General features: G+C 58.2%; 12 protein-coding genes and 1 pseudogene. 9 read left to right on the top strand and 4 right to left on the bottom strand.

Annotated features, from left to right (window positions below):
* Positions 1 to 132: 132 nt before the first annotated feature.
* From M3A44_06935 to M3A44_06925, 3 genes are all read right to left on the bottom strand, one after another.
* Complete coding sequence (locus tag M3A44_06935) at positions 133 to 990, bottom strand: hypothetical protein (protein MEQ6341385.1); 858 nt, start codon at positions 988 to 990, stop codon at positions 133 to 135.
* 230 nt (positions 991 to 1220) lie between these two features.
* Positions 1221 to 1931, bottom strand: coding sequence for a hypothetical protein (locus M3A44_06930; protein ID MEQ6341384.1), 711 nt, complete (start codon positions 1929 to 1931; stop codon positions 1221 to 1223).
* Between the two features lie 10 nt (positions 1932 to 1941).
* The gene (locus tag M3A44_06925) at positions 1942 to 3393 is read right to left on the bottom strand and encodes a helix-hairpin-helix domain-containing protein (protein MEQ6341383.1); all 1452 of its coding nucleotides are present in this window, start codon (positions 3391 to 3393) and stop codon (positions 1942 to 1944) included.
* Between the two features lie 220 nt (positions 3394 to 3613).
* Here M3A44_06925 and M3A44_06920 point away from each other — a divergent pair, with 220 nt between their 5' ends.
* From M3A44_06920 to M3A44_06880, 9 genes and pseudogenes are all read left to right on the top strand, one after another.
* On the top strand, positions 3614 to 4633 hold the full coding sequence (locus M3A44_06920) for an MBL fold metallo-hydrolase (protein ID MEQ6341382.1): 1020 nt from the start codon (positions 3614 to 3616) through the stop codon (positions 4631 to 4633).
* Position 4634: 1 nt separating this feature from the next.
* A complete protein-coding gene (locus M3A44_06915) occupies positions 4635 to 5924 on the top strand; it encodes a phosphoenolpyruvate-protein phosphotransferase (protein MEQ6341381.1) in 1290 nt (429 codons plus the stop codon).
* Positions 5925 to 6107: 183 nt separating this feature from the next.
* Positions 6108 to 6334, top strand: a pseudogene (locus M3A44_06910) (AbrB/MazE/SpoVT family DNA-binding domain-containing protein).
* Positions 6324 to 6755 carry a type II toxin-antitoxin system VapC family toxin gene (locus M3A44_06905; GenBank protein ID MEQ6341380.1) on the top strand — a complete coding sequence of 144 codons (432 nt, stop codon included), beginning with the start codon at positions 6324 to 6326 and terminating at the stop codon, positions 6753 to 6755. Before M3A44_06910 ends, M3A44_06905 begins: the two are co-directional and overlap by 11 nt.
* Positions 6756 to 6775: 20 nt before the next feature.
* Positions 6776 to 7972 carry a class I SAM-dependent rRNA methyltransferase gene (locus tag M3A44_06900; protein ID MEQ6341379.1) on the top strand — a complete coding sequence of 399 codons (1197 nt, stop codon included), beginning with the start codon at positions 6776 to 6778 and terminating at the stop codon, positions 7970 to 7972.
* A 52-nt stretch (positions 7973 to 8024) separates the two neighbouring features.
* Entirely contained in the window at positions 8025 to 8828 is an 804-nt protein-coding gene (gene lgt / locus M3A44_06895; protein ID MEQ6341378.1) for a prolipoprotein diacylglyceryl transferase, read from the top strand.
* Position 8829: 1 nt separating this feature from the next.
* The gene (locus M3A44_06890; protein ID MEQ6341377.1) at positions 8830 to 9624 is read left to right on the top strand and encodes a thymidylate synthase; all 795 of its coding nucleotides are present in this window, start codon (positions 8830 to 8832) and stop codon (positions 9622 to 9624) included.
* Between the two features lie 7 nt (positions 9625 to 9631).
* A complete protein-coding gene (folA, locus tag M3A44_06885; protein MEQ6341376.1) occupies positions 9632 to 10150 on the top strand; it encodes a type 3 dihydrofolate reductase in 519 nt (172 codons plus the stop codon).
* Between the two features lie 16 nt (positions 10151 to 10166).
* Positions 10167 to 11318 (top strand): polysaccharide deacetylase family protein, encoded by a 1152-nt coding sequence (locus tag M3A44_06880; protein ID MEQ6341375.1) that lies wholly within the window; start codon positions 10167 to 10169, stop codon positions 11316 to 11318.
* Here the strand turns inward: M3A44_06880 and M3A44_06875 are convergent.
* Positions 11215 to 12267, bottom strand: coding sequence for a glucosaminidase domain-containing protein (locus tag M3A44_06875; GenBank protein ID MEQ6341374.1), 1053 nt, complete (start codon positions 12265 to 12267; stop codon positions 11215 to 11217). The two genes, M3A44_06880 and M3A44_06875, sit on opposite strands and share 104 nt — an antisense overlap.
* Positions 12268 to 12480 lie beyond the last annotated feature (213 nt).

Here is a 12480-nt window from a genome sequence, read left to right as displayed (position 1 = left end):
ATGCTCCTACTTGCGAATGAGGATCGCCGTCCGACGTCCTGGTGAGGGTGCCCCCTATGCGAGCCTCGGGCGGGGCGCGACCCGTGATCAGATTGTTCATGTGACTTGCCATGTCACGGACCGGCATTCGTGTTACGCCAGCAACTTGTCGAGCTGATCGCGGAACTGACGTTTCAGATGCTCGACGTTGTCGTAACGGGTAAAAAAATGCCCGAGGGTCGCGAGTTTTTTCTGGAATACCCATAGCGATTGCATGTCTTCCTCTCGCGTGCTGCCGGTTTTGATCTCTGCATTCTTGAAGAATGTGTAAATGAGCGGGCGACCGGTCTCCTTGAACTGGCGGTGCGCGGTATCAAACTCTTCCTCGGTGAACTTGCCGGTTTTGGTGAAAAATAGGCTGACAAACACATCGCAGTCGCGCACTGCCTTGTTGTACTCGTCCTGCGAGCGCGTTCCGGACATCGCGTCGAGAAAGTTCTCCCAGCGATTGATTTCCAGATAGAAGCCTCTCTTGCGGAACTGATCGTTCTGCTGCCGGAAGTACAGCTCGAATTCGTCACGTTCTTGGCGCAGCTCCTCTGACGATGCCAGAAAGATCCGGATGGTCCGGAGCTGGGTCGTGTGCCCTCCGGGGACTAACCACGGATCCATCGTTCGTTCGGCGCTCGAGGGTGGAACGGCGTTCGGCTTGGCGGACAACACGGTCTGGAGGTGCGACTTGGCCGGCTTCGAGACTTTGTCCGTGTCGCGCTTCTGTTTGGTCTTCGGCGCCGGTTTTAGGCCTAATGCCGCGGTAAGGGTTTTTTCCAAAGCGGTGAAGCCTCTCACACCTCGCGGCTTGATCAACTTTAGCATGGCGCTCGCCCGCGTGGCCACCGACTCGCCGGATCCAGGCAAAAACGCGTCATTCAGTTGCAACTTGACCGTGATGTAGTCCAACTGAGAAGGGTTACATCGAGTCAACAAATCGTAGAGATCTTCCTCATTCATAGGCCTGCCCGTGGACCTGCTTAAGACCGGCTGGCAGATTCAAGGCCCCACCTGGAGCAGGTTGGCGTAAGTAGCAACGAGCCGTAACGATTAATGAGGTCAGATACGATTTAGCGCACAAGCTTGTCCCTTGTCGCTCCATCACATTACACCTTATCCATGTGCGAATAATCTTCAGTAACGCACCAAACATAGCCTTACTCCTACTTACGATCAGCCCTCACTCCTGCCTACTGCCCGACCTGATACCGTTCAATCTTCTTCTCCCCCGCACTGGGCGAGACATAGACGATGGCATCATCCTCGCGCTTGAGTTCGCCGTCGGGGACGATGAGCTTGTGCCAGCCGGTGGACTCGCGTTCCGGCAGGCACTCGATGAGCGTGGTCGTCTGGCCCTTTTTCACCTTGAGTACGGGTGTGGTGAGGCGTTCGGCCTTGCCGGCCTTGATCTCCTCTTTGGCGGGCGGTTCGCCGAGGGTATGGTCGAGGCGTTGCGCGATGGCACTGACATCCACGGTCTTGTCGCCCACGCTGCTGATGGTGATCGAGACATTGCCCAGACTGAAGACGAGGCTGGCGACGCGCGTGCCGCCCGGCTCCTGGCCAGCGTAGTTGACGTCGCCGACCGCGGCGAGCTTGCCGGCGCCACGGGGGATATCGGGGCGCATGCTGTGGCGCAGTTGCTCGTGCAGTTGAGATTGGGCGGCGCGCCAGTCGTCGGCCTCGGCGATGCCGATGCGCACCAGCTCCTGGCCGTCGCTGCCCTTCTTTTCCCAGAGGTAGACGGTTTCGTGGTGTCTCGGTGTGTTCTCCATCGGGACGACGTTGATGAGTTCCCAGCCGCGCAGTTCGTCGCCGCTCATGCGGTAGTTGTAGTTGTAGAGGCGGCGCCCGCGGGTGGTGGCGTCGGCCCAGGCTTGGAGATCGTAGGGGGTGTCCATGGCGCGCGTCCTAGAGGATGGGCCGGCGCTGACGCGTCGTGGCCGGTTGCGGTTGGCAGGCGGCGCAGCCGCTGGCGGTAGGCGGACAGAGCCGCAGCCGGTAGTTCAGGGTGGTGCAGTCGCCGAACAGCATGTTGGTCGGCAGCAGAGGGGTGTGCTGCGCATCGGCGGCGGTGGGGTCGACGTCGCCGTCGACCTTGAGGCAGCCGTCGAACACGTTGTCGTTGGCGGTGCACGCCCCCTTCCACGCCACCTCGTGGTAGCTGAAGCCGCCATTGAAGGGCACGGCCCAGGTGGTGTAGCCGATGGCGATGAGGGGGTTGAGATCGAAGTACCAACCCATCCGCGACTGCCACAGGTCGCAGCCGACGAGATTGGCCAGCGTCGAGACGGTGTTGGCGCTGTCGGTGCAATTGACCTTGCCGCCCAGACCGGGGCCGCCATTGAGACGGTTGAGCATCTGGGTGAGTTGATAGCTGACAAAGCCATAGAAGGTGGCGCCCGACACGATGTCGTAGGAGACCCGGCCGCAGCCGTTGTAGTGTTCGGTGATCTTGGCGGCGGCGGTATCTTTATCGGTGGCGCCGTTCGCCCAGGTGCAGGCGATCTCGAGGGCATCGGTCCAGGGCAGAGAGGTGCTGCCCGTCGTCTGCACCCACGGCAAGGTGGGGGCGCGCAGGATCACGAACAGGCGATGGCGGGTGAGCATGAGTTCTCGCCAGGGATCAGTGCTCTGGCGTCGCCACTGCCAGCGCCACAGGATGTTATAGGCATTGACGCCGTGGGCATGGAAGCTGGGGTTGGTGAGGGGGAAGGTCTCCAGGCCAGAGAGGCCGGCGCTGTCGAAGCTGACCCACTTCTCCCCTACCCCGCCCAGGCGCCCGCCGCCGATGGCGCGCACATAGGCGCCGCTCAGGCCATTGGCCTTGAGGCGCACACGGATGCCAAGTGGGTTGCCTTGCGTCTCTTTGATGGCGTAGGCAGCGGGCGAATCGGTATAGGTATGGGACAGGCCCTTGCGCCAGGAGGGTGATGGCGCGGCGGTGGTAGCGTTCTTGCGGAGGTTGAGGGCGTCGTTGCTGATTGATGCGTGGTGGTAATTGAAATCGATGCTCGATATCTCATGGACCGTGGTGGTGAACGCGTACAGCAGGTCGTTGAACTTGTCCGGGCCGAGGCCGGTGATATGGCCGAGCTGGGTGAGGCTGGTGTAACTGCCGATGCTGGCGCGCTTGGTGAGGATGCGCTGCGCGACCGTGATGCCGATGTCGTAGTCGCGGATCTGATCACCCCAGCCGTAGGCGGGGTCATCGACGATCGGCCCTTCCACCGGCTCTACCCCGGCGAGTGCAGTGGCATCCGGCACGGTGTTGAGGAAGTCGAGGATGATGGCCTTGGTCGCAGCGGTGGTGCCTGTGGCCGCGAGCTTGGCGAGGATGTACGAGGAAGTGAGGCCGCTCATGGTCTTGCTGTCCTTGTCCTGAGTGAAATGCTGCCCTTGCAAATTCACATTACGCCTCGCGCTGGAGTGGTGTCAAGGCGCGGCAACCCCTATTTACAGCAATAAAATACCGCGCCCCGATTGATGATCAAACAAATCCAAGGGGCTTGCCGTTGACATAGGGCTCGCCGCATCTTAAGAATGGTAATCTGCTGAAATCCGACGGGTACTCACAACAGCCATGAAACCTCTCTTCCTTCCCCAGTTGGTCAATAATCCTTTCGGAGACCCAGGGCTTTACGTGGAATATCTGTTCGAGAAGCGGTCTTTTCTCTTTGACCTGGGAGACCTGCAAGCGCTTGCATCGCGCAAGATTCTGCGCATCAGCGATATCTTTGTCTCCCACACCCATATGGACCATTTCGTGGGATTCGACCAATTATTGCGGATCAGCCTGGGCAGGGAGAAAAACCTGCGCCTGTTCGGGCCGCCGGAGTTTGTCGCCCAGGTGGAACACAAACTGGCGGCGTACACCTGGAACCTGGTGCGGAACTACCCCACCGACTTCACCATCGAAGCCATCGAGATACATCCCGGTGGCGCGGCCACAAAAGCCCGTTTCCGCTGCCAGAAGGCTTTCCGGCGCGAGGGCGAGAAAACCATTTCTTTCCCCGATGGGGTGCTCCTCAACGAAGAGACTTTCAGGGTGCGCAGCGTCTTCCTTGACCATAAGATTCCCTGCCTTGCGTTCACACTGGAGGAGAAAATCCATGTCAATGTCTGGAAAAACCGGCTGGCGGAGATGGGGTTCCCCATCGGACCCTGGCTGCGGGAATTAAAGCAGGCGGTGCTGCGCGGAGAAGAAGAGGATAGCCCCTTTCGCGTGTGGTGGCGCGAGGAAGGGATGATCCACGAAAAATACGTCCCATTGGGAGTGCTGAAGGCCGGAATTCTGCACATCGTGCCCGGCCAGAAGATCACCTATGTGACCGATGTGGTTTACCATGAGGAGAATGCGCGCAAGATCATCGAGCTGGCGCGCGAATCGGATTTGCTGTTCATCGAGTCCACCTTTCTTCATGCGGATGCCCGACGTGCAGCGGAAAAGTTTCATCTCACGGCTTATCAGGCCGGCGTGATCGCCCGTGAGGCGGGCGTCAAAAGAGTGATTCCATTTCACTTTTCACCCAAATATGCCGAGCAAGAAGAATGTTTGCGGCAGGAGCTTGAAGAGGCTTTTTCAGGAATGAGACAAAGCTGAAATGAGGCAAATCCAGACCGTTCCTTACATCCCAGGCCGCGCCCGCGGCATGCTGCGCTATCGCCTGGAGGATTGCACCCCCGGCTGCATCCTGGTACTCAATCAGGAGGCGCTCGTCTCGAACAACCTGGAGCGGGTGAAATCTGCCGCAGGGCTGGTCGTTGCAGGTGCGGCGCGCTTCTCCCATGCGCTGGCGCGCCTTTTCACCTTGGGCACTCCTGCCGTGCTGATAAGACCTGATCAGCTTGCGCTGCTGCCGGAAGGAATGGCGGCGCTGATAGACGGGAACACCGGATTGATCACCCTCAACCCACCTCTTACAGAAATATGGCAAGAGCAAATTCCACCAGCCGTAATAAACGGGATGGTGCGCAGCATGGATGGCATTCCAGTAGAGCTTCGCGCCGGTGTACCAAGCGCCAATGCGGCACTACAGGCGGTTAGACAAGGCGCCAGCCGCATTGGCCTGCTGCGCTCGGAGTTCCTGGAACCGCTGGGGGGGCGTATCCCAGACCAACAATTCTATCTGGCCGCGCTACGCGAGGTTTTTGAGGCGGCTCGGCCTCTGGGTGTCACCGTCCGGCTGCTGGATATCGCACCCGACAAATGTCCCGCCTGGCTGCACAATGGGCCTGCCACCCCATTAGGGCTGCAAGGCTGCCGCCTTTATGACCGTGAGCCGGTAAAAAGCGTCTTTCGCGCCCAGGTAGCGGCAATTTCGGAACTTGCAGCGGAATATGAGCTGGCCCTGCTGCTTCCCTATGTTACACATCCCTGGGAATTCGCCCACTGGCGGGGTGAAATCGACGCGATCACCGGCGGACGCTTACCGGTAGGCGTCATGCTGGAGACGCCCGCCAGCGCCCTGTGCGTAAGCGAGTGGCGAGCACTGGCGGATTTCGCAGCCATAGGGAGCAACGACCTGATGCAGACCCTCTGTGCCGCCGACCGGCGCTTGCCTGAGATGGCCGACTGGCTTGACCCTTGCTCACCCGCCCTGTTGCGCTTCCTCCGGCAGCTGGCTGATGATCTTGATGCCTATACCCTCCCCACCCAATTCTGCGGTCAGATGCCCCTTTACCCGGGGATGCTTCCCGTGCTGCTCGGCTTGGGTTTCCGCATTTTTTCGGTAGAACCCCTTGCGATTCCGCATCTGGCACAAATAATAGCCAATACGGATATCAGCACTCTTCATGAACTATCCATCCAAGCCTGCAAATCACCGGATGCGCGCGCTGTGCAACGGTTATTGGGCCTTACCCAGCGAGATAGCCTGGACGGGATGGAGTGAAGTGAAATCCGAGATTGTCTGTTGCCTGAACCGGCGCTGTCCTCGATTACGCCATGCTTCATCGAGGCTACACGGCGTCGCCTCCAGATCGGGTGGTTATTCGGCACGCTGACAAACACCCGCGCCAGTAAAGGTAAGGAGTCTTGACGCCACGCCCATCAACTCCTACTCTTAGATGCAACCATGCACATCACCAGCAAAGGCCAGGTCACCATTCCCATTGAAATTCGCAATAAATTAGGTCTATTGCCTGACACTGAAGTAGAATTCAGCATTGAAAACAATGCGGTGGTGCTGCGCAAGGCGGGCAAAACCTCCGTACGCGGCAAACGATTGATTCAGGCCTGCGCGGCAAAGCCACCACGCGCATGAGCACAGATGAGATCATGGCGCTGACGCGTGAACGCTAAGCAACACACGAGCAACACTCATGAGGTGCTGGTAGACAGCAATATTATTCTTGATATCGTGACCCATGACGTACAATGGTACGATTGGTCTGCTGGTCAATTAGAAACCTTGACCGAGGATCACATCATGATCATTAACCCGATCATCTACTGCGAAGTCTCTATCGGTTTTGACCGGATTGAAGATCTGGATGAGGCGTTGCCCACGGAATTTTTTCGCCGTGAGGATTTACCGTGGGAAGCGGGCTTTCTGGCGGGTAAATGTTTTATCAAATATCGTAAATCTGGCGGTACGCGACGCTCACCCTTGCCGGACTTTTACATTGGCGCCCATGCGGCGATACGCAGCATTCCGCTCATAACACGCGACACGCAGCGTTACAGCAGCTATTTTCCAAAGTTAACGCTGATTTCACCCTAATCATAACCAGGCCTTTCATCATGACTCTCCCCCCTCTCCGCCTCAAAAAAAACGAAGACCGTCGCCTGCGCGCCGGTCATTTATGGGTATTTAGCAACGAGGTGGACACCGCTAAAACACCGCTCACCGCCTTCGAAGCAGGCCACAAAATTGAAATCCAGGATTACCGGGGCGAGGTGATCGGCAACGGTTATGTGAATCCGCATTCACTGATCTGCGCGCGACTGGTTAGCCGTGATCCGGAACGGGTATTGAACAAGTCACTGCTGGTGCATCGCCTCAATATGGCGCTATCACTGCGCGAGGCGTTGTTCGACAAACCCTATTATCGCCTGGCATTCGGTGACAGCGATGGCCTCCCCGGCTTGGTGGTGGATCGCTTTGGCGACGTACTGGTAGCGCAGATCACCACGGCGGGCATGGAGCGGTGCAAAGACGAAATCGTGGCGGCGTTGGATCAGGTGATCAAACCTTCGTGCATCGTGCTGCGCAACGACACCAGCAGCCGCGCCATGGAGGGATTGGACAGCTATGTGGAAACGGTCCTGGGCACCGCTCCCGAAACGGTGACATTGGAGGAAAATGGCGTGCAATTCGTTGCACCGCTGCTCGCGGGGCAAAAGACAGGCTGGTTCTACGATCACCGCCTCAACCGCGCGCGCATGCAGCAGTATGTGCGCGGCAAGCGCGTGCTTGACGTATTTAGCTATATCGGTGGCTGGGGCGTGCAAGCCGCGGCAGCGGGCGCCAGCGAGGTGACATGCGTCGACAGCTCCGAGGCAGCACTTGCTGCCGCGCAGCACAATGCCGCACTCAACGGTGCCGCCGAACGTGTCAAAGGTATGCATGGCGACGCCTTCGAGGTACTTAAAGCCCTGCGTGCTGAGCGTGAGAAATTCGATGTCGTTATTCTCGACCCACCCGCGTTCATCAAACGAAAAAAGGACATGCGTGCCGGCCTTGAGGCCTATCAGCGCATCAACCAGCAAGCGATGCAAGTGCTCGGCAAGGATGGCATCATCATCTCGGCCTCCTGCTCATTTCACCTGCCGCGCCCTGCCTTGATGGACGCCATGTTACGTGCCTCGCGTCATATCGACCGTAACCTGCAAATCATCGAACAAGGGCATCAGGGACCAGATCATCCCGTGCATCCGGCAATCCCGGAAACCAATTACCTCAAGATGTTTATTGGGCGGGTATTGCCGAGCGCGTGAAGAAGATCATTCGCGGTCAACCGCCGCTCTCAGAATGGTATAATTGTTCCCTATGCTAACGTATCCAAACATCGACCCCATCGCCATCCAGCTCGGCCCGCTCAAGGTCCACTGGTATGGCCTGATGTATCTGCTGGGTTTCGGCGCGGCCTGGTGGCTGGGCCGGTTGCGCGCCAGCCGCCCCGGCTCGGGATGGACTGCCGAACAGGTCAGCGACATGGTGTTTTATGGGGCGCTGGGCGCGGTGCTGGGCGGGCGTATCGGCTATATCCTGTTTTATGATCTACCCGTCTATCTTGATGCCCCGCTGAAAATGCTCAAGGTTTGGGAAGGCGGCATGTCGTTTCACGGCGGGATGCTAGGCGTATTTGTGGCGATGTGGCTATTGGGCCGCAAAACCGGCAAAACCTTTTTCCAGGTGACCGATTTTCTCGCGCCGCTGGTGCCCATCGGCCTGGGCGCAGGGCGCATTGGCAACTTCATCAACGGCGAGCTGTGGGGCAAGGTCAGCGATGCGCCGTGGGCCATGGTCTTCCCCTTTGGCGGGCCGCTGCCGCGCCATCCTTCCCAGCTTTATCAGGCCTTCCTCGAAGGCATAGTGCTATTCCTGATTTTATGGTTTTTCTCCCGAAAGCCCCGTCCGGCAATGGCTGTCTCCGGGATGTTTCTGGTCTTTTACGGCCTGTTCCGCTTTCTAGCAGAATTCGTGCGCGAACCCGACGCGCAACTGGGCTACCTCGCCTTCGGCTGGTTGACGATGGGGCAAGTGCTATCCACCCCCATGATTCTGGCGGGCATCGGCCTGCTGTGGTGGGCCTATACCAAAAACCTGAAACTTCAAAGCAAGGGCTTGTGACATGCGGCAATACCTGGACCTCATGCGCCATGTAAAAACATACGGGGTACGCAAGGAAGACCGCACCGGCACCGGCACACTGAGTGTTTTCGGCCATCAAATGCGCTTCGACCTGAGCCACGATTTCCCGGTGGTAACCACCAAAAAGCTCCACCTGAAATCCATCATCCACGAACTGCTGTGGTTTCTGCGCGGCGAGACCAACATCCACTATCTCAAAGAAAATGGTGTGAGCATCTGGAATGAGTGGGCTGATGAAAATGGCGAGCTAGGCCCCATCTATGGTTATCAATGGCGATCCTGGCCCACGCCCGATGGCCGCCATATCGACCAGATCAGCCAGGTCATCGAACAGATCAAGGCCAAGCCGGATTCGCGCCGCCTCATCGTCAGCGCCTGGAACGTAGGCGAGATCGACAACATGGCCCTACCGCCCTGCCACGCCTTTTTCCAGTTTTACGTCGCCGAAGGCCGCTTGTCGTGCCAACTTTATCAACGTAGCGCCGATATCTTTTTGGGCGTGCCGTTCAACATCGCCTCCTATGCCCTGCTCACCCTGATGGTCGCGCAGGTCACCGGCTTGCAACCCGGTGAATTCATCTGGACGGGCGGGGACTGCCATCTCTACTCGAACCACCTCGAACAGGTGGACCTGCAACTCGCACGCGAACCTTATCCCCTGCCGCAGATGAAGCTCAATCCCGAGGTCACCTCGATTTTCGATTTCAAGTATGAGGACTTCGAATTAGTGGGCTACCAGTCGCACGCCGCCATCAAGGCACCCGTGGCGGTCTGAGCGGATGATCATTTCTCTCATTGCCGCGATGGGCAACAACCGTGTCATCGGTATCAACAACACCCTGCCGTGGCGCCTGCCCGCCGACCTAAAACATTTCAAGAAGATCACGATGGGCAAACCGATTCTCATGGGCCGCAAAACCTATGAGTCCATCGGCAAACCGCTGCCTGGGCGTACTAACATCATCGTCACCAATGACCGCGATTATCAGGCACCGGGCTGTGTCGTCACCCACACCGTCGACGAGGCCCTCGCCGCCGCGCAAGGGCGCGCAGGAACAACTGCGACGAACGGCGAGGAAATCATGGTGATCGGCGGCGCGTCATTCTATGAGCAACTGCTGCCAAGGGCGCAACGGCTCTATCTAACACTGATTCATGAAGACTTTGCCGGAGACGCCTGGTTTCCGGCGTTTAACCACGCAGAATGGAGCGAAGTCGAACATACCGATTGTGAACCGGATGAGGCAAACCCCTATCATTACAGCTTTGTGGTACTGGAAAGAAAGCACCCTGTCCGATAGGAACAAGACAACTTCAATGAAACGGTGGCTGACAAGCTCTCTGCTGTTGCTATGTGCCTCCGCCACACTCGCCGCGCAGGGACGCGCAGAAACGGCCGCTGCGCCGTTACCCTCGGAATCCCACGCGGCGGTTTTTATGTACAATCATTTCGGTGTATCAAAGTACCCCGACACCAACGTGCGCCTGGAGCAATTCGATGCGCACCTGGATTTTCTGGCGCGGGCCGGGTATCAAGTGTGGCCGCTGGAGCGGATTGTCGAGCATCTGCGCACCGCCAAGCCTATCCCGGATAAAACGGTGGCCATCACTATAGACGACGGCCCCATTTCCACCTACACGCAGGCCTATCCGCGCCTGCGCAAGCGTGGCTGGCCGTTTACCGTGTTTATTTACACCAACGCAATAGACCAGCGCCTGCCCGCCTATATCAGCTGGAATCAAATGCGCGAAATGCAAAAGCACGGCGGCAGCTTCGCCAATCAATCGACCCGGCACGATCACATGATCCGCAAACACAAGGGAGAAAACGCAGGGGCTTGGGAGGCGCGTATGCGCGCGGATATCGTTCATGCGCAGCGGCGCATCGAAAAGGAACTGGGCGCGGCACCCATGCTCTTTTCCTATCCCTATGGTGAGTACAACACGGCCCTTGCAGAGATCGTAAAAGACCTCAGCTATGCGGGCATCGGGGAACAGTCAGGGCCGGTGGGGACATATTCCGATCTGCGCGTGCTGCCGCGCTATCCGGTCTCCGAGACCCATGCAGACATCGAGGAATTCCGCACCAAGGCGGCGAGCCTGGCATTACCGGTAAGCGAGGTGGAACCGTGGGATCCGGTATTAGGCACGGATGACCGGCCCCGCATGGTGGCGACGCTCGCGCCAAGCGATGCGCGCTTGGAGAAACTCGCCTGTTTTGTCAGTGGACAGGGCGAAGCAAAGATAGAATGGATAGATAAAAGCGCGCGGCGCTTTGCGGTGCGCGCGGCACGCCCATTAGGCGCAGGGCGCAACCGCTACAACTGCTCGGCGCCGGCCATGGAAGCTGGCCGGCACTACTGGTTCAGCCATCTTTGGATTGGTGGCGCTTCCCTGAAGCAGCCACCAGCTCAGCGGCATCGGCCAACTTCAGCTCAGGGCGCAGATCAACATGGCGCAACAAAGTAGTTAACCGGTTGTTGCGGATAATAGTGCGGATATCATCGATATAATCCTGCCCACGCACCGAATAACTCATTAGCCCTGCCGCGAGCGGCATCGGGTCGAGGAATGAAGCGGTAACCCGCATGCGCTCACGCAAACGCCACAGCTCGCTGTAGACGCGGCTGGTGTTGAGATTGCTCACGTAGGCACGCACCGACTCTCTCACTGTGGGAAAGGTGCGCATCGCATGGGTCAACCCCTCAGGGCGCGCCGTTGGCACCATGCCCTTGCTTGCATTCGAGGTGACATGGCCAAACAGGTTATTCCCCTGCTGCGCGAAGCGCGACATGCCCCAGCCGCTTTCGCTGGCGGCCTGGGCCAATGCCAGCGAGGTTGGCACAACATCGAGCCGTTGCAGCAGCTGATCGCGCACCGCCTTGTGTTCAAGCGAACCACGGATACGGTAACGCGTTAGACGCTCATCCAGCCATTCCCGTCGGGGTGTGCCAGCCTCGGGCACGCCATTCTCCAGCAAGTGTAGGGCGTAATCGCGCTCCTGGCGGACATGATCGTTTTCCGCCAGCACAATCGGCAAAAGAGCACGGAAGAAAAGCGACTTTTTCTGGCGTGAATCGCCAACACGATCCAAATCGGCGGGAAACGCCTCAACAGCGATGCGCGGCACGGTCTTGCCCGCCTGCGGCGGCCAAGTATAATCGAGCGAATCGAACAGGCGCTCCAGCTCAGCGGCGCTGGAAACCTTGACCTTCTGCAGCTCAATCCGTGATGGCTGAGCCATTTGGGGAACTACTGCTGTAGTTGATCCAGCGGACTGGGTGGCCTGGACAGGATATTTAGCGCCTGAATCATTCCACTGTGCGAGCCAGATCGCAGTTGCAATCAGCATGGCTGCGGTAACGGCCGGAAAAAACATTGAACCAGTGCTGAAAAACGGACGAGTATCCCGCTTCATACTGTTTACCTCTCAAAAAACCCTTCGGATGCGGCATAGGGTGTACCGCAAAAAAATCGTGTGCAAAAGGCACGTCGATTTTCGGAGAAAAGACAAAATCGCGTTTTGTCTTTTCGTTCTGAAGAACCTTACTAATGCGGTTCTTCAGAGGTTCCCCGGATAAAACCATATCAGACCTATGGGGCCTCCTTGCAGGCTATAAGGGCGTATTGT

It is taken from the genome of Gammaproteobacteria bacterium, assembly GCA_040183005.1.
Classification (GTDB): domain Bacteria; phylum Pseudomonadota; class Gammaproteobacteria.
This window is presented reverse-complemented; position numbering and strand designations above follow the sequence as displayed.